This is a genomic window from Mesorhizobium sp. M0991, from assembly GCF_040318915.1.
GTDB lineage: Bacteria > Pseudomonadota > Alphaproteobacteria > Rhizobiales > Rhizobiaceae > Mesorhizobium.
On sequence record NZ_JAMYNE010000007.1, the window covers coordinates 81,336 to 98,804 of the forward strand.

Below are 17,469 nucleotides of genomic sequence, written 5' to 3' on the forward strand. Positions count from 1 at the left end.
GCGCAAATCAAAGTGCTACAACGTCCTTTGCGCGTCCGCTAGGACGCGCTGCGCTGTAGTTTCGGATCACTGCCATCCGGATCCAAACGAGCCGGAAGCATCGTTACCCACGCATCAGAAGCGGGTCGATATGCCGAAGTTGAATTCCTGCACGTCGTCGGTCTTTTCCTTCTTGACCGGGATCGCATAGTCGATGCGGATCGGGCCGAAAGGCGATGCCCACATCAAACCGACACCGACGGAAGCGCGCCATTCCATGCCGGTTGTCGAAGAATTGACAAGGCCACTTGCGATTTTGCTGCCGTAGAGCGTTGCCGCATCGGCGAACACAGCGCCACGCAAACCGAAGCTTTCGGGGATGACCGGCAGCGGGAACTGCGCTTCCGCCGAGGCATTGAAGTAGGTGGTGCCGCCGAGATGGTCATTGCTGTTGTCCGAAGCAACCGGGCCGATGCCGCCGTATTCGAAGCCGCGGATCATACGGTCGCTGCTCTGGAAATGGTCGAAGACGCGCAGATCGCCGTTGCCATACCCTTGGACATGACCGGCGCCGCCCGAAATGAGGCCCACCAGATCCAATTGTTCGGACAGCGTCTGATAGATGCTGCCGCGCGCCGTAACCTTGATGAACTTGGCGTCGCCGCCGAGGCCTGCCACTTCCGTGCCGACATTGGCATAGATACCGTCATGCGGGTTCTTCATGTCATCGATCGTATTGTAGATCAGGCCGAGACTGACCGAAGACTTGAGCCATGGGCTCTCGTTGACGCCGTTTTGGATCGCCTGGGACACGTCGCAACCGGCCGATGGGTCGCAGCCCTTGTCGAACTCGTACTTCTCTTGCGCGATGTTATACGCCAGCTGCGTCGAGATATTGTCGGTGATCGGCAGGCCGAAGCGAACGGTCGCGCCTGTCGTGTCGCTGTCGTAATGGTCGTAGTTTCGGCTTTGCTTGTAGATGTCGAAGCCGGCCGCGATGCGGCGTCCGAGGAAATAGGGTTCGGTGAAAGAGAAGCTGTAGTCGCGCGAGTTCTTGCCACCGCCCGCCGCCACCTTGATGAATTGGCCGCGACCGAGGAAGTTGCGCTCACTGATGGAGCCTTCGACGGACGGACCTGACGTTTCACCGCCGCTCGAATAACCGGCGCCGACGGTGAACTCACCGGTCGATTTCTCGACCACGTCGACCACCAGCACAACCTGGTCCGGCTCAGAACCCGGAACGGTAGAGATTTCGACTTTCTCAAAATAATCGAGCGCTTCCAGCCGCCTCTTCGCGCGCTGGATGAGGACCTGATTGAAAGCGTCACCTTCGCTGACATCGAACTCGCGGCGAATGACGTAGTCGCGAGTCCGATCGTTGCCGCGAATCTCGATGCGCTCGATATAGGCCTTGGTACCCTGGTCGACCGTATAGACGACCGAGATCGTGTGGTTCTCGAAGTTGCGGTCGCCGCGCGGCGTCACCTGGGCGAAGGCATAGCCGGACCCAGCCACCTTCTCGGTCAGCGCGATGATCGTGTCCTCGACGTTCTTGGCGTTGTAGACATCGCCCTTGTGGGTCTCGACTACTGATTCAAGCGACTTGCTGTCGACCTCGGGGATCGTGCTTTCGACGCTGACATCCCCGAACGTATAACGCTCGCCCTCCTGCACCGTGATGGTGACGGTGTATTTGTTGGTGGTGTCGTCGAGTTCGCCGACGGCCGAGACGACCTGGAAGTCCGCATAGCCGTGATTGTAATAGAAGCGGCGCAGCAGCTCCTGGTCGGCGCGCAGCTTGTCCTCGTCATAAACGTCGTCGCGCAGCACGAACGAAAGGAAGGACGAGCGCTTGGTGGAGATAATGTCCGACAGCCGGCGGCTCGAATAGGCGCTGTTGCCGACGAAATTGATCGCTGCGATCTGGGTGCGGCCGCCTTCGTTGATGTTGAAGACCACGTTTACGCGGTTGTCGCCGAGATCCATGATCTGGGTGGTCACGGCGGCGTCGTCGCGGCCGATACGCCGGTATGCGGCCTTGACCGCCTCGACATCGGCGTCGAGCTGCTGTTGCGAGAAGGTGCCGCGCGGCTTCAACTGCACCGCGGCTTCAAGCGCGTTGTCCTTGAGCTTCTTGTTGCCCTGGAACAGCACCTGGTTGACGACCTGGTATTCGGACACCTTGATGACCAGCGTCGATCCAACCTGGTTGATCTGCACGTCCGAAAACAGCCCGGTGCCGAACAGCGCCTTGACCGCATCGTCAATGTCCGAACTGGAAAACGCCTTGCCGGGCTTGATCGTCACGTAATTGCGGATGGTGTCCGCGTCGACACGCTGATTGCCGGTGACTTCGACTCTGGAGACGACAGCCGCCTCGGCGGCCGATGTGGCAACGAACTGCACTGCGAGCGCGCCTGGTACAACCAGAGCGGCGGACATAGCCACCGCGGACGCGGCGCTCAGAAACTTGGATGCTGCCTTCATCGGGCTTTTGTACCTTTTCTCGAAGTCCCCACGGCGAGAAAACCGGACGTGCGGTAATTTCCCCTACCGTATTAACCGGATTTTCCCTACACGCAAGGCTTCTGGTTAATTTGTATTTACTTAACCCTGCGGCGTGGCTTTCGCGTCACGCATATCCCCACGCATGGTAAACGGCGTCTCAACATTGCTCGTGCCGAAGCCAAATTCCTTCATGATTTCAGCACCCAAACAGATCGTTCCAGAAAACAAAGCCCATGAACCCGAGCACCAATATGAGGCCGCTTCGGTAAGCCATTTCCATCATGCGTTCGGACACCGGCCGCCGGATGACAGCCTCCACGCCGTAGAACAGAAGATGCCCTCCGTCGAGGGGGGGAATCGGCAAAAGGTTGAGAATCCCTATCCCGACTGACAGGAATGCAACAAGCTGCACGAGCCATTCAAAGCCAAGCTTTGCCGCCTGACCCGACATCTTGGCGATCTTGATGGGGCCGCCCAGCTGGCACTTGTCCTCGCGACCGACAACGAAACGTTGCAGGAACTGGCCGGTACGCTGGATGACGTGTCCGGTTTCCTGGACCGCTGCCCCGACCGCCCCGGCCGGACTATAGGTGATCAGCCGTGGCTGGCCGAGTTCCTTGTTGTTGACGACGCCGATCACGGCCACCTGGACCTTGTTGCCCAGTGCGTCTTGTTGTTCCATCAAGCGCGGCGTCGCCGTGACGGTGATTTCCTTGCCGCCGCGTAGCATGACGAAGGTGATGCTGTCGCCGGCGCGGCCGGAAACCAGACGCTGGACGTCGGCAAAGGTCTCGACCTTGCTGCCGTCGACGCTGACGAATCGGTCGCCGGGCATGATGCCGGCCGCGGCGGCCGGACTGCCGACGGTGACCTCAGCCACCATCGGCTCCAGCACGGGCCGGCCATGGACGGAAAATAGCACGGCAAAGACGGCGATCGTCAGCAGGAAGTTGAACAGCGGCCCCGCCACGACGGTCGCCGCCCGCTTCCAGATCGGCTGCGTGTGGAAGGCAACCTTGCGTTCTTCATCGCTCAGCGCCTCGATCTCCTCCGAGCTGGGCTGGCTCGATGTCGCGTTCATGTCGCCGACGAACTTGACGTAGCCGCCGAGCGGTATGGCGCAAAGCTTCCAGCGCGTGCCGCGGCTATCGTTGAAGCCTATGATCTCAGGGCCGAAACCGATCGAGAAAGCTTTTGCGCCGATACCGCACCAACGCCCGACGAGGTAATGGCCCATTTCGTGGACAAAAACGACCACGGTCAGCACGAACAGGAAAGGCACCAGCGTGCCGAGGACAAAGCCCTCTGTGCTGAAAACCGCGTGAAGAATCTCGTTCAATTCATGCCCTCAAATTCATCCACGGCACAGATCACGCCGCGACTGTGACATCAATCCAGGCGAATCCATGACGCAGCCCCGCGCCCGGCCCACCGACGATGCCGCTCAAACCGGAAACAGCCCCTGTGCCGGATGATCGGCGGTCGCGGCAATCCAGCCGATGACGTATAGGGCGAAAGCCGCCGCGACAAGCCCATCGACCCGGTCCATGATGCCGCCGTGGCCGGGTATCAGCGTGCCGGAATCTTTACGGCCGTGGCGTCGCTTGACCCATGATTCGAACAGATCGCCGGCCTGCGCGACGATCGAAAGTACCAGTGCGACCACGCCAAGCACGACGAGGTTGCCCGTTCCGGCTACGGCGGCCAGAAGCAGCCCGGCCACTACGCCGCCGACCACCCCACCGAGCGCCCCGCTCCGCGTCTTGCCCGGCGAGATCGACGGCGCCAGCCTTGGGCCGCCGACGGAGCGGCCGACGAAATAGGCAAAAATATCGGTCGCCCAAACCACGGCGAATAGGAACAGAATGGCTAGCAGCCCGGAAAGGTCGCCGTCGCGCAGCAAAGCCAGCGACAGGCCGGACGCGGCCGCATAGGCCAGGCCGGATGCTTCCCACGGTCCTGCCCTGCGCATGAAAGCCGCGACGGCAGCGACAGCAACCAGAGCCGCGACGAGCGGCAGCAGCAAAGACGCAGGCAGGCTGGCGACGAGGGCACCAATAAAGACCACGATCAGCGCCTCGGGCAGAAAGCCGAGACCTGCCGTAGCATTAGCACCTGCCGGGGCAACGGGGCGGCTCATCCGCGTCCACTCGTAGAAGATCCCCGCCGCCATGGCAGCGCAAAGCAACCGGAAGGGCAGTCCGCCGAGCCAGGTCAGGCCAAGCGTGACGATGGCAAGCACGACGGCCGAAATGACCCGGAGCTGAAGGTTGCTCATTCCTCAGCCTGAGGCGACATCTTGGGCGGCAAGTCCACCGAAGCGGCGCTCGCGGCCGGCGAAATCGCGCAGTGCATCGGACAGGTGCTCGCGACTGAAGTCGGGCCAGTAGCAAGGCAGGAAAACGAGCTCGCTATAGGCTGCCTGCCACAACAGGAAATTGGACAGCCGAAGCTCGCCGCTGGTGCGGATGACCAGTTCCGGATCCGGAATGCCCTCTGTATCGAGCGAGCTGGCAAAGGAATCGGCCGTGATCGCCTCGCTCTCGATCTCACCGCGCGCCACCGCCGCTGCGAGCTTGCGCGCAGTGCGCACGATCTCGTCGCGCCCGCCGTAATTGAAGGCAATGACCAGTGTCAGCGCCTCGTTGCTGAGAGTGAGCGTTTCGGCTTCCTCGAGCAGGCCCCTTATGTCGGGCTGCAGCCCTGCCCTGTCACCGATGACCCTGATCCGCACCCCACTCTGGTGCAGCTCGGCGAGGTCACGTCGGATGAAAAGCTTCAGCAGGCCCATGAGGTCGCTGACTTCGGATTTCGGCCGTGACCAGTTTTCCGATGAAAAAGCATAGACCGTCAGGAAGGAGATGCCGAGGCCGGGGGCGGCGCGCACTGTCTTGCGCAGCGCCTCGACGCCGGCGCGGTGACCGGCCAGCCGCGGCAAGCCGCGCGCCTTGGCCCAGCGTCCGTTTCCGTCCATGATGATCGCGACATGCGCGGGCGTTGCCATATTCTCGCTTCCGGGCCAGCCGTGGCCAGACCCTAGACCTGCATGATTTCCGCTTCCTTATCGGAAAGCAGGTGGTCGATGGTGCTGATTGTCTCGTCGGTCAGTTTCTGAACCTGGTCGGCCCGTTTGCGATGGTCGTCCTCACTGATGTCGCCGTCCTTTTCTGCCTTTTTCAGAAAGTCCATCCCGTCCCGGCGAACGTGACGCACGGCGACGCGGGCATTCTCGGCATAACCGTGCGAGATCTTGACCAGCTCCTTGCGGCGCTGTTCGTTGAGCTCGGGCAGCGGAATCCTGAGATTGGTACCGTCGACGATAGGATTGAAGCCGAGATTGGCTTCACGGATGGCGCGGTCGACGGCGCTGACCATCGACTTGTCCCAGATCGAAACCGAAATCATGCGCGGTTCCGGCACCGACACTGTTGCCACCTGGTTGATCGGCATGGTGGTGCCATAGGCCTGCACCTGGACGGCATCGAGCAGGTTGCTCGACGCGCGGCCCGTGCGCAGCGAAGCCAGATCATGCTTGAACGCGGCGATCGCCCCGTCCATGCGCCGTTTGAGATCGTCGTATTCGCCACTCATCATCGTCTCCTCGACCCGTTAACCCGGGTTCACTGCTTAGGGTAAGCCCTGTTCGAGCCTCATCCGCAACCGGTCCCTTTCGGGTTCATGGGTCCGGTCAATCGTCTGCTACAACCGTGCAACGGCCGCCGCCCCTCAGGATATCGCCGAAACCACCCTTCTCGTGGATCGAATAGACGATTATCGGAATGTTGTTTTCGCGCGCAAGTGCAATCGCCGCCGTATCCATGATCGAAAGCCCGCGTTTGATGACTTCGTCATGGCTGATCCGCTCGAAACGTGTCGCGTGCGGGTCCTTCTTGGGATCAGCCGAATAGACTCCGTCGACCTGGGTGCCCTTGAACAGAGCATCGGCGCCGATCTCGGCGGCGCGAAGGGCTGCAGCCGAATCGGTGGTGAAGAACGGATTGCCGGTGCCGCCGGCGAAGATAACGACCTTGCCCTGGTTCATGTAGGCGGTCGCCTGACGCTGCGAAAAACTTTCGCAAAGCTCGGGCATAGCGATCGCCGACAGCACCACGGCGTCGACGCCGATCTTGTTGAGCGAGGTGCGCAGCGCCAGCGAGTTTATGACGGTGGCGAGCATGCCCATATGGTCGCCGGTAACACGGTCGCCGCCCTTCGAGGCAACCGCGACGCCACGGAAGATGTTGCCGCCGCCGATGACGACACCGACTTCGATGCCCAGTGCGCGGGCCTCGGCGATGTCGGCGGCGATGCGGTCGACCACCGATACGTCGATGCCGAAATGCTGCTCGCCCATCAACGCTTCGCCCGATGCTTTCAGCAAGACACGTCGGTAGAGGGGCTTCACCGTCATCTGGTCCTCGTCATCGTGCGTGTGACGCGTTTCGGTGCGCCCCGAAACACTGGGCGTTCCGATACACGAAGGGCGCCGCGATGTCACGCGGCGCCCGAGCCGGAAAGTTGAGATCGTGGACCGGGATAGCCGTCAGCTCACGCCGGCAAAAGTGCCTTGCATGAGCAGGTCCGGCAGATAACTTGCCGGCTTACCGCCAACCGCCTGCCCACCGGTCAGGCCGCCTTGTATTTCAGGGCCGAAGAACGAGTACGGAAAGGGCGTGACCGGCCGGCTAACCTCATCGAGCCGTGCCCGAAGATCCTCGGGAATGTCGAAATCAAGCGCGCCGAGATTGTCCTTGAGCTGGTCAAGCCTGGTGGCGCCGACGATGACGGACGCAACGCCTGGCCTGTTTGCCGTCCAGTTCAGGGCGACCTGGGCCATGCTGCGGCCGAGCTGGCCGGCAACCGTCTCCAATTCGGCCACGATTTGCCAGTTGCGATCGGTGAATTTCTGGAAACCGGGATTGGTCGAACCACGCATTGTCTCCAGCCGGCCACCATCCTTGACGATTGTATCGAAACGGTATTTTCCGCTGAGCAGGCCGCTGGCCAATGGACTCCAGACCATGATTCCGGCGCCATAGCGCGTGCCGAACGGCACGAATTCGTGCTCGATGTTGCGCTCGGCCAGCGAATATTCGAGCTGAAGCGCCGAAACCGGTTCATAGCCGCGATGCTCTGCGACCGCCTGCGCCCGGCTTGCGTACCACGCCGGCACGTCGGACAGACCGACATGCCGGATCTTTCCGGCGCGCACCAGATCGTCCAGCGTCCGCATCACCTCCTCCGGTGGTGTCAGCCTGTCCCAGGTATGGAGGATGTAGAGGTCGATATAGTCGGTGCCTAGCCGCTTCAGCGAACCGTCTACCGCCCGCAGGATGTTCTTGCGGCCGTTGCCCCCGGCGTTCGGGTTGCCCGGTTCGGCGTTGTAGGTGAATTTGGTACTGATCACCGCCTTGTCGCGCAGCCCACGCTCGGCGATGAATTCGCCGAGCCAGGTTTCGGCCGTGCCACCGGTATAGAGATCGGCGGTGTCGAAGAAATTGCCACCGGCTTCGACATAGGCATCGATCAGCGCGCGCGCGGTTTCCTTCTCCGCACCCCAGCCCCATTCCGTGCCGAACGTCATGGTGCCGAGCGCCAGGCGGGTGACACGCAGTCCGCTGTTGCCGAGCGTGTAGTAGGACATGGTCATGGATTTTCTCTTAAAATTTGAAAAGCGGGATTGAGGTCTTGCCTGGGGTCAGGCCTTGGCCAGCGCATCGACCACCACCTGGAACCGGCGCGGATCGAAATAATCGTGGTAGGCGCTGATCAGACCCCTCTTGAAGCGGAAAATCGCGATATTGTTGTTGGTGTACTCAGTGCCGCCGATCAGCACCGCGCGGTTCTTGTACTCAACGACGATCGCGTCCGAATCCGCTGCCGGATAGATGGCTGTCAGCTGCGAATCGAAGGATTCGGAAGGCCGCCAGGATCGCGGCCTTGCCATCGATGCTGTTTCCAAATCCTGCCGGCGGGTAGAAGACAAGGATACGGCCATCTTCAGCCCAAAGGTCGCCCCATGCCTCAATGTCCTTGCGGTGCATCAGATCAAAGAATTTACGCACGGTCTCGAGATTGCGGGTTCGTTCGGAATCGAGGTCGGTCATTAGACGTCTCCTTGGCTGCTCGGCGATTGCCGTGTGATGCAGCCAAAGATGCGCCCTCCTTTCCCCGCCGATAAGATTGCATTATCCGAATGGACTATGCGATATCATGCATGAATGGACCGCGATCTGCTTAGCAACCTACCTATAATCGTTGCCGTCGCGCGGCGTGGCGGCTTCGCGTCGGCGGCCGCCGAGCTCGGCATGAGCCCGTCAGCGGTCAGCCATGCGGTGCGGCTGGTAGAGGAGCGAATCGGCCAGCCGTTGTTTGCCCGCACCACGCGCAGCGTCTCGCTGACCGAGACTGGCACCGCGCTTGTCGCTGCGGCGGAGCCGGCGTTGGAAGACATTGCCGACCGGATCGAACGCATCCGCTCGGTCAAAGGCCGGGCAAGCGGACTGCTCAGGATCAACGCGCCGCGTTTGTCGCTGCCTCTGGCGCTGATGCCCATCCTAACGGCGATGGCGGAGCGTTACCCTGACGTGACGGTGGAGATCGTCACCGACGAACGTCTGAGCGATATCGTCGGCGAGGGTTTCGACGCCGGCATCCGGCTGGGCGAGATGATCGCCGAGGATATGGTGACGGTGCGACTGACTCAGCCGTTCCGGACGACCATTGTCGCCTCTCCGGCCTATGTCGGCCGCCACGGAAAGCCGCGAACAATTGCTGATCTCTCCACCCGCAACTGCATCGGATATCGGCTGTTGCGATCACGTGCGCTCTATCGCTGGGATCTGTCAGACCAGGGCAAGGATATCAGCGTCGAGACACGCGGCAGCGTGGTCGTCAGCGATCCGCTGTCGGCAAGGGACATGGCGCTTGCCGGCATCGGCCTCGCCTATCTGTTCGAGCCGCTTGTCAAGCCCGACATCGAAGCAGGCCGGCTGGTCGAAGTCCTTGGCGAGGCATCGATCGAGGAACCGGGACTGTTCCTCTATTTCCCGCGCCGCGCCGCGATGGCCCCGAAGCTCCGCGCCTTCATCGACACCGCACAAGAAATCGGCCGGGCATCCTCGCGGACACCCGGCCGAAAAAGCCTTTCGAGCGGATAGTTTACTTCTTGACCGCTGCCGCGACTTCCGCCGCGAAATCGGTCTCTTCCTTCTCGATGCCCTCACCGAGCGCGAAGCGCAGATAGGCAGCGATTTTGGCTGGCGCGCCGATCTCGCTTTCGGCATCCTTCAGCGCCTTCTCGACGGTGATGTCGGGATTGAGCACGAAAGCCTGCTTGAGCAGCACGACCTCTTCGTAGAACTTGCGCAAACGGCCCTCGACCATCTTCTCGATGATCGCTTCCGGCTTGCCGGACTGGCGCGCCTGGTCGGCGAAGATCGCCTTCTCGCGCTCCACCGCGACCGGATCGAGCTCTTCGGTGGTCAAGGCCATCGGATTGGTGGCAGCGACATGCATGGCAACCTGGCGGGCGAAGGCGTTCGCGGCATGCGCGTTGCCCGTCGTCTCGATGGCCACCAGCACGCCGAGCTTGCCAAGGCCGTCGGCGACCGCATTGTGAACGTAGGTTGCGACAGCGCCGTGCTCGACGGTGAGCTTGGCCGAGCGGCGGAAGCCCAGATTCTCGCCGATGGTGCCGACGGCGTCCTTGATGGTCTCAGTGACCGACTTGCCCGAGCCCGGATAGGGAGCAGCGGCAACGGCCTCGGTCTTGCCGCCATGGGCGAGCGCAACCTTCGCGACATTGGCGACGATCTCCTGGAACGCAGCATTGCGCGCAACGAAATCCGTCTCGGAATTGACCTCGACGATCGCTGCCTCGCGGACGCCGGAATCGACACCGATCAGGCCTTCGGCAGCGGTACGGCCAGCCTTCTTGTCGGCCTTGGAAATGCCCTTCTTGCGCAGCCAGTCGATGGCTTCTTCCATGTTGCCGTTGGTCTCATTCAACGCCGCCTTGCAGTCCATCATGCCCGCGCCGGTCAAGTCGCGGAGTTCTTTGACCTGTGCAGCCGAAATGCTCATTGTCGCCTCTTTGTCTAAATGCACTGACGACGCACCATCGATTTTCGATGATGCGCCTGGTGCCGGTGGCGCTTACCGCGCCAACATATTGGAAAGATGAAGGCCGCAGCCGGCCTTCGCTACTATGCTTCCGGGGTCTGGGCAGCCGGGCTCTCGGCGGCCGGGGTCTGATCGAGCGCCGGCTCGACCGGAGCCTCGACCGATGCGCCGATATCGACACCGAGCGCGCCCTGCTGACGGGCGATGCCGTCGATAGCTGCCTTGGCGATCAGATCGCAATAGAGCTGGATGGCGCGGGCCGCGTCGTCGTTGCCGGGGATCGGGAAGTCGATCTTGTCCGGGTCGCAGTTGGAATCGATGATGGCAACGACCGGGATGCCGAGACGCTTGGCCTCGAGAATGGCGATCGCTTCCTTGTTGGTGTCGATCACGAACATCAAATCGGGCGTCGAACCCATATCCTTGATGCCGCCCAGCGCCTTGTCGAGCTTCTCACGCTCGCGATCGAGGTTGAGGCGCTCCTTCTTGGTCAGGCCCTGAGCCTCGCCGGCCAGCATTTCGTCGAGCTTGCGCAGGCGCTGGATGGAATTCGAGATCGTCTTCCAGTTGGTCAGCATGCCGCCGAGCCAGCGCGAGTTGACATAGTACTGGGCCGAACGCTGCGCGGCATCGGCGACGATGTCGGAGGCCTGGCGCTTGGTGCCGACGAACAGCACGCGGCCGCCCTTGGCAACAGTGTCGGAAACCTGCTTCAGCGCCTGGTGCAGCAAAGGCACCGTCTGCGAGAGGTCGATGATGTGGATGTTGTTGCGGGCGCCGTAGATATAGGGCGCCATTTTCGGGTTCCAGCGGTGGGTCTGGTGGCCGAAGTGAATGCCAGCTTCCAATAGCTGGCGCATGCTGAAATCAGGCAGAGCCATTTCTTATTTCCTTTCCGGTTAGCCTCCACGGACACAGGCATTTTTGGACTTTGTCCTCGAACGCCACCGGAGGTTTCAGCCGGATTTCTCCCGGGCAGACACCAAAGTCCGTGTGTGGAATGAGCGCGCATATAGAGGGGAAGCGCGACAAACGCAAGCGCTGTGGCGTCGTGCGGCTCAGCGTGCGGCGATCAGCGCACCGGTGTCATCGTCGCATCTTTCCCTTCGGCACCCGCACACGCCGGAAAACAGCGACGATCTCGTCGCGGCTGCATTCGATGGCGCCTAACCGCACCGCGCGGTCGCGCTCGAACCCGGTTATGTCATAATGTGGCGCCGATGTCTTCGGCGGCCCTTGGTAGGACGAGCGCTTGATGCCGAGCTGCCCGGCGAAGCGATGCAGCTCGTCGGTATCGTCTGCCAGCAGATGACACCAGCGGTGGCCGACCCATTTCCAGATCGCCGCATCGACATAGACCGCCATGAGGCTTGCCGCACTCCTTCATCTTGCGCCGACCAACACGCCGCTAACGATGATAGAAGGGATTGGCGTAGAAAATGAAGCCGCCGCCGGCCTCGAGTTGCGCCATGGTGTTGGTGATGGTCGCCTGCATGCGGTCGTGCAGTTCGGCGAGCGCCTCCTCGACGGAGCCTTGATAGGCGTGCAAGCCTAGCGGCTCCGGTACCCGGATATGGGCGCGGCGTGGGCCGGCCGGCTGCGGCACGAAACGGTTGATCGTATCGCGCAGTGTACCCTTGCAATAATCGTTGCGGATCCGCTTCAAATGTTCGGCGATCTCCTCCTGCGTGATGCGCGGATTGGCCGAAGCCCACGGCCCGACACGCTGCAGGCGCTGGATCGTATCTGCCAGCGTTCGGACCTGCTTTTGGCTTCCGGTGCCGTCCGTGTTTTCCCGCAGCCAGCGCCGCGACCGGCGCAAAAGCTCGGCATTGTCGAGCGTGCCGGCTTCGAGCGAAACAAGTTCGGCAAGGCGACGGCCGAGTTCGGTCAGCAGATCCTTCTGACGTGTGGCATATGAAGCCCGCTCATCAGGCCGCAGGCCATTTGCAGCCTCGTCGCGCGATACTAGCGTCGCGTAGATATGATGGACGCGCTCCGGCAGCGTATCGGCGGCACGGCGTTCGATCTTCAGGCTGTGCTCGACATAGGCGCATTCCTTTGCCAGCGCTGCCTCGACATTCCCCGTAAAAGCGAGCTTCCAGATCACGGGCGCGATCCAAACCTTGAAATCCGGATCCATCAGGCGGCCGCGCTTCAGCGCTTCGAACCCCATTTCGACCGCGCCTGGCAGCAGCGGGGCAACGATGTTGGCATGCCAGCCGACACCGCCTTCGGGATGCAGGAGCACGCCGTGCCCTTTCAGCGCCCAGGCCACCGAATGTTCCTTGGCCGCCGCGCTATTGCCCGGGATTTGCGCGATCAGATTGTTGGCCAGCCAGAATTTCTGCATCAGCCGGCCAAGCCCATTGACGACGCCATGCGTGGCCCAGGATGCCGCCAGCGGGCTTACCCGCGACACGACCTCCTTGTCGATCATCCAGTCGGTAAAGAATTCGGGATGGTTGGGTGTGATGAACGTCGCCTTGCCCGCACCGCAACAAGCCTTCAGCCTTTGCCGGTCATCCTCCGGAAAATCGATGTGGCGGACATTGGCGACGCCGCGCAAACCGGCCAGACGGTTGAATGGCAACAGGTCGCGAAGCCCCGGAATGCCGTGCAGCATGACAATCCGGTTGACGAATGTCATGGCCTTGATCAGCGTCGCATTGGGCCGCGGCGCCACAAAAACGTCGATCCTGCTCAACCTGCTCCCCCCACGGCGCTTACCGTCGTAAGACGTTGATAGGCAATTGCGGCATGCTCAAGTCGATGCGACATGCCCCGCAAGATCAAGCGCTACTATCCCGGATAGCGCCGGCGGCTTGTCGTTGGTTCGAGCCTATTTCGACGGGCAGGTCTTTGGCTGATCGAACAGCGACAGATTGACCAGTTTGCCCGTCATCGAGAACTCGCCATAGTCCATCACGAGATCGCGCGTGATGCCGTTCTCGTGCAGCTTGAAGCTGATCCGGTATTCCGGCACCTCCTCGCCGCCTTTGTCGGCATCGTCGAAATAGGCGATGTCGACCGGCCAGTATTTGTCGGTGGCGAGCTTGGCCAGCGCCGGCGCTTCCGGATCGGTGTTGTCGGCATCGGCTTGCTTGCCGACGACGACGGTGGTGGTCACCACCTTGTTGGCGTCCTCAGAGCCGTCGAACAGGTTGGTTTCGTAGAACCGCTCGCCCTTTTCCGCCTTGCCGATCATTTCGACCATTTGCTGGGTCGGGAACTGGGTCGGCGCGAGTTCCAGGCTGCTCTTTTCGGGCTTGTCGATATCGACCTTGAGACCATTGGCCTCCTTCGTTGCGGTACCCTTGACCTCCTTGTCGAGGTTCTGGTCGACAAAGGATTTGTTCACGAAGGAGAAGGTCTTGCCCTCGGCATCCTCGAAGGTGGTCATCTGCTGGTCGGTCAGCCTAGTGTTGTCGTTGGTTACGATCTGGGTCACCAAACGGAACTTTACCGTATAGCCCTCGCAAGGCGAGCCGTTGAACTCGTAGACCATGCGGCCGGTGATGCCAGTAATGCCGGAGCGATCGGAGGCCTTGTCGAGCGAAATGTCGTAAACAGCACGATGCGCCTGCAGCGCAGGCACCGCAAAAGCGGGAGCCGCCCAGGAAGCCGCTGTCAGGAGGACGGCGTTGAATGCGAGGCGCGTTGCGCGCATGGGGTGCTCCGATCATCGCGGCTAATGGCAGGCCGCATGGAAAGATGGTCCAGCTTAAAAAAAGTCGTGGCGGAAGCGAGGCAAAAATAGCAATTTCGGCCCGGCCTGCGCGGCGCCTTCAAGCAATAGGGAAATAGCATGAGCGAAACAATCGAAAAGCGGCTAAGCGAACTCGGCGTGACGCTGCCGGTCGCCGCCGCGCCCGCCGCCAATTACGTGCCATATTGCAGGACCGGCAATCTGCTGTTCACCGCCGGGCAGTTGCCGCTCAAGAAGGGCAAGCTCCAGGCGAGCGGACTGCTTGGCCGCGATGTCGACACCGCGACCGGCAAGGAAGCCGCAAAATACTGTGCGATCAACATATTGGCGCAGGCCCAGGCGGCACTTGGCGATCTCGAGAAAATCCGTCGCTTGGTGAAGATCACCGTCTTCGTCGCCTCGGCACCGGATTTTGTCGAACAGCATCTGGTTGCCAACGGCGCCTCGGATTTTCTCGTCGCCGTGCTCGGCGATTGCGGCAAGCACGCTCGCTCCGCCGTCGGGACCGCCTCCCTGCCGCTTAATGCCGCAGTGGAAATCGAAGCGATCTTCGAAGTCGAATGACCGGGACCGCGACCATGACCGATCTTTCCTGGCTGACTGCCCGGCCCGTCGCCCATCGCGGCCTCCACGACATGAACAAGACGCGCTGGGAGAACACGCTTTCCGCTTTCGCTGCGGCAGCCGAGCGCGGCTACGCGATCGAATGCGATGTGCACCTGTCATCCGACGGCGTCCCCGTCATCATCCACGATGGCGATCTGCGGCGGCTGACCGGCAAGGACGGCTTCGTTTGGCAGCGTACGGCTGCCGAGATCACGGCGCTGAAGGTCGGCGGCACCGCCGACCATTTGCCGACGCTGCAGCAGGCGCTTGATCTGGTCGACGGCCGTGTGCCGATGGTTGTCGAACTGAAAGGCGCTGCCGGGCACGACGAAGGCCTGGTCGAAAGCGTCGGCAAGATGCTCAAGCAATACAAGGGCAAGACCGCGATCATGTCGTTCGACCATTGGCTGATCCGCGAGTTCGCGAAATATGCACCCGGCATACCCGGCGGGTTGACCGCCTACGGCAACGACAACCACCTGATCGAGGCGCATTTCGCCATGCTGGCGCATGACATCGCCTTCACCTCCTACGCCGCCGGCGACCTGCCGAACCGGTTCGTCTCCTTCGTGCGAGAGACACTCGGCATGCCGGTGATCACCTGGACCGTGCATGACCAGCCTGCCGTCGATCTGACCTTCAAATATGCCGACCAGATGACGTTCGAAGGATTCGAGCCCGATCTTGTACGGCTTGCCTGAGCGGGCTTGTATGGGTCCGCAGCGAGCTTAAGTAAGCCTCATGGATCAAGGGGACGACTGCGAAAGACAAACGGCGAATGCGGAGCTGTCGATCCGCATCGCCGCGGGCATCGGCGCCTTCACCAGCGCTGAATGGGACAGCCTCGGCGGCACTACGCGCGGCGATGCAGAAAACGGCTACAACCCGCTTGTTTCATTCGCTTTTTTGAGCGCGCTGGAAGATTCCGGCTGCGCTGTTCGGCGCACCGGCTGGCAAGGCCATCACCTCCGGCTGGAAACCGCGCGAGGCAAGCTGCTCGGGGCGGTCGCCTGCTATCTGAAGTCGCACAGCCAGGGCGAATATGTATTCGACCATGGCTGGTCAGACGCATTCGAACGCGCCGGCGGGCGCTACTATCCGAAGCTGCAATGCGCGGTGCCGTTCACGCCCGTCACCGGCCCTCGCCTGTTGGTCGGCAAGGGCGAGGACAGCCACACCGTCAAGGCCGGTCTTGCGGCCGGCCTGAAGGCGGTGACGGATAAACTCGGCGTGTCTTCCGCGCATGTTACTTTCGCGCCGGAGGACGACGTCCAGACATTGGCGGCGGCCGGCTTCCTGCATCGCACCGACCAGCAGTTTCACTTCTTCAACGAAGGCTTTTCGAGCTACGACGATTTTCTCGCGACGTTAGCCTCGCGCAAGCGCAAGGCAATGAAGAAAGAGCGGCGCGAGGCGCTCGCCGACGGCATCTCGATCGACTGGCTGACCGGCAAGGATCTGACCGAAAAGGCCTGGGACGACTTTTTCGCGTTCTACATGGATACCGGCAGCAGGAAATGGGGCCGGCCCTACCTCAACCGCGATTTCTTCTCGCTGATCGGCGAGCGCATGGCCGACGACATCCTGCTGATTATGGCCAAACGCAACGGGCGCTACATTGCCGGTGCCATCAACTTCATCGGTTCCGACGCGCTCTACGGCCGCAATTGGGGCTGCATCGAGGACCACCCATTCCTGCATTTCGAGGTCTGCTACCATCAGGCGATCGATTTCGCCATCTCGCGCAAGCTGAAGGTGGTTGAAGCCGGTGCGCAGGGCGAGCACAAGCTGGCGCGCGGCTACCGGCCCGTGACGATGCATTCGGCGCACTACATCGCCCATCCAGGTCTGCGCAATGCAGTGGCCGACTACCTCCATCGCGAGCGCCGCGAAGTCGAGCGGATGAGCGAATATCTGGAAGAGCACACCCCGTTCCGCAAGGACCTGGCGGAGTAGGGTAGCGAGACCCAATCGCTCAGCCGCGCGGGCCGGCATGGCCGATGTCGATCGATCGTCCTTGCCCGCCCGGAACAGCTTCGCTACACGAGACAGCGAGCCAAGAACCGGAGCGCGCGCCATGGCCGAAGCAACCTACGACAGCAGCAACATCTTCGCGAAAATCCTGCGCGGAGAAATCCCTTCGCACCGCGTCTACGAGGATGACGCGGTCATCGTCTTCATGGATGTGATGCCGCAAGGACAAGGTCACACGCTGGTGGTGCCGAAAGCGCCGTCGCGCAACCTGCTCGACGCGGATCCGGCGGTGCTTGGCCCGCTCTTCGTTCACGTCCAGAAAGTTGCGCGGGCCGTAAAGAAGGCCTTCGATGCCGATGGCGTCACGGTCTTGCAGTTCAACGAACCAGCTTCGGGCCAGACCGTCTTCCACCTCCATGTCCATGTCATTCCGCGCTTCGACGGCATTCCCTTGAAGCCGCACAGCGGACAGATGGAAAAGCCTGAAGTCCTGGCCGAGAACGCCGGCAAGATACGGATAGCGCTGGCAAGCTGAACCGGCGCAAACCGCTCCGGCGGGCGCCGGG

Annotated in this window: 19 protein-coding genes; 5 read left to right on the forward strand and 14 right to left on the reverse strand. The window is 61.7% G+C overall.

Annotated elements, in window-relative coordinates:
• Positions 1–114: 114 nt before the first annotated feature.
• From bamA to NKH70_RS13080, 9 genes are all read right to left on the reverse strand, one after another.
• Entirely contained in the window at positions 115–2,469 is a 2,355-nt protein-coding gene (gene bamA / locus NKH70_RS13040) for an outer membrane protein assembly factor BamA (RefSeq protein WP_352721488.1), read from the reverse strand.
• A gap of 217 nt (positions 2,470–2,686) precedes the next feature.
• The gene (gene rseP, locus NKH70_RS13045) at positions 2,687–3,829 is read right to left on the reverse strand and encodes an RIP metalloprotease RseP (RefSeq protein ID WP_352492015.1); all 1,143 of its coding nucleotides are present in this window, start codon (positions 3,827–3,829) and stop codon (positions 2,687–2,689) included.
• A 105-nt stretch (positions 3,830–3,934) separates the two neighbouring features.
• Positions 3,935–4,768 (reverse strand): phosphatidate cytidylyltransferase, encoded by an 834-nt coding sequence (locus tag NKH70_RS13050; RefSeq protein WP_352721490.1) that lies wholly within the window; start codon positions 4,766–4,768, stop codon positions 3,935–3,937.
• Between the two features lie 3 nt (positions 4,769–4,771).
• Positions 4,772–5,494 carry an isoprenyl transferase gene (locus NKH70_RS13055; protein ID WP_023674936.1) on the reverse strand — a complete coding sequence of 241 codons (723 nt, stop codon included), beginning with the start codon at positions 5,492–5,494 and terminating at the stop codon, positions 4,772–4,774.
• A gap of 32 nt (positions 5,495–5,526) precedes the next feature.
• Entirely contained in the window at positions 5,527–6,081 is a 555-nt protein-coding gene (frr, locus tag NKH70_RS13060; RefSeq protein WP_352916652.1) for a ribosome recycling factor, read from the reverse strand.
• A gap of 97 nt (positions 6,082–6,178) precedes the next feature.
• The gene (gene pyrH, locus NKH70_RS13065; protein ID WP_023674934.1) at positions 6,179–6,901 is read right to left on the reverse strand and encodes a UMP kinase; all 723 of its coding nucleotides are present in this window, start codon (positions 6,899–6,901) and stop codon (positions 6,179–6,181) included.
• A gap of 132 nt (positions 6,902–7,033) precedes the next feature.
• Entirely contained in the window at positions 7,034–8,140 is a 1,107-nt protein-coding gene (locus NKH70_RS13070; protein ID WP_352720230.1) for an aldo/keto reductase, read from the reverse strand.
• 48 nt (positions 8,141–8,188) lie between these two features.
• The gene (locus tag NKH70_RS13075; protein ID WP_353025391.1) at positions 8,189–8,326 is read right to left on the reverse strand and encodes a nuclear transport factor 2-like protein; all 138 of its coding nucleotides are present in this window, start codon (positions 8,324–8,326) and stop codon (positions 8,189–8,191) included.
• A 16-nt stretch (positions 8,327–8,342) separates the two neighbouring features.
• A complete protein-coding gene (locus NKH70_RS13080; RefSeq protein ID WP_353025392.1) occupies positions 8,343–8,597 on the reverse strand; it encodes a nuclear transport factor 2 family protein in 255 nt (84 codons plus the stop codon).
• A gap of 114 nt (positions 8,598–8,711) precedes the next feature.
• On the opposite strand from NKH70_RS13080, the gene NKH70_RS13085 reads away from it, so the two are divergent.
• Positions 8,712–9,650 (forward strand): LysR family transcriptional regulator, encoded by a 939-nt coding sequence (locus NKH70_RS13085; protein WP_353025393.1) that lies wholly within the window; start codon positions 8,712–8,714, stop codon positions 9,648–9,650.
• A gap of 1 nt (position 9,651) precedes the next feature.
• On the opposite strand, the gene tsf is transcribed toward NKH70_RS13085, so the two are convergent.
• From tsf to NKH70_RS13110, 5 genes are all read right to left on the reverse strand, one after another.
• On the reverse strand, positions 9,652–10,575 hold the full coding sequence (gene tsf, locus NKH70_RS13090; protein ID WP_352720225.1) for a translation elongation factor Ts: 924 nt from the start codon (positions 10,573–10,575) through the stop codon (positions 9,652–9,654).
• Positions 10,576–10,697: 122 nt separating this feature from the next.
• Positions 10,698–11,495, reverse strand: coding sequence for a 30S ribosomal protein S2 (gene rpsB / locus NKH70_RS13095; protein WP_031211288.1), 798 nt, complete (start codon positions 11,493–11,495; stop codon positions 10,698–10,700).
• Positions 11,496–11,700: 205 nt separating this feature from the next.
• Entirely contained in the window at positions 11,701–11,979 is a 279-nt protein-coding gene (locus NKH70_RS13100) for a DUF4031 domain-containing protein (RefSeq protein ID WP_352720223.1), read from the reverse strand.
• 43 nt (positions 11,980–12,022) lie between these two features.
• Positions 12,023–13,321 carry a lysophospholipid acyltransferase family protein gene (locus NKH70_RS13105; RefSeq protein ID WP_352720222.1) on the reverse strand — a complete coding sequence of 433 codons (1,299 nt, stop codon included), beginning with the start codon at positions 13,319–13,321 and terminating at the stop codon, positions 12,023–12,025.
• Positions 13,322–13,456: 135 nt separating this feature from the next.
• On the reverse strand, positions 13,457–14,284 hold the full coding sequence (locus NKH70_RS13110) for a cell envelope integrity EipB family protein (protein WP_292653503.1): 828 nt from the start codon (positions 14,282–14,284) through the stop codon (positions 13,457–13,459).
• 138 nt (positions 14,285–14,422) lie between these two features.
• Between NKH70_RS13110 and NKH70_RS13115 the strand changes: the two genes are divergently transcribed.
• The 4 genes from NKH70_RS13115 (at position 14,423) to NKH70_RS13130 (ending at position 17,438) form a co-directional block, all read left to right on the forward strand.
• Positions 14,423–14,887: a RidA family protein gene (locus NKH70_RS13115; protein WP_353025394.1), complete on the forward strand. Its 465-nt coding sequence runs from the start codon at positions 14,423–14,425 to the stop codon at positions 14,885–14,887.
• 14 nt (positions 14,888–14,901) lie between these two features.
• The gene (locus NKH70_RS13120; RefSeq protein WP_352720219.1) at positions 14,902–15,630 is read left to right on the forward strand and encodes a glycerophosphodiester phosphodiesterase; all 729 of its coding nucleotides are present in this window, start codon (positions 14,902–14,904) and stop codon (positions 15,628–15,630) included.
• A 40-nt stretch (positions 15,631–15,670) separates the two neighbouring features.
• Positions 15,671–16,885 carry a GNAT family N-acetyltransferase gene (locus NKH70_RS13125; RefSeq protein WP_352720217.1) on the forward strand — a complete coding sequence of 405 codons (1,215 nt, stop codon included), beginning with the start codon at positions 15,671–15,673 and terminating at the stop codon, positions 16,883–16,885.
• Positions 16,886–17,006: 121 nt separating this feature from the next.
• Positions 17,007–17,438 (forward strand): HIT family protein, encoded by a 432-nt coding sequence (locus tag NKH70_RS13130; protein ID WP_352720216.1) that lies wholly within the window; start codon positions 17,007–17,009, stop codon positions 17,436–17,438.
• Positions 17,439–17,469: the final 31 nt, after the last annotated feature.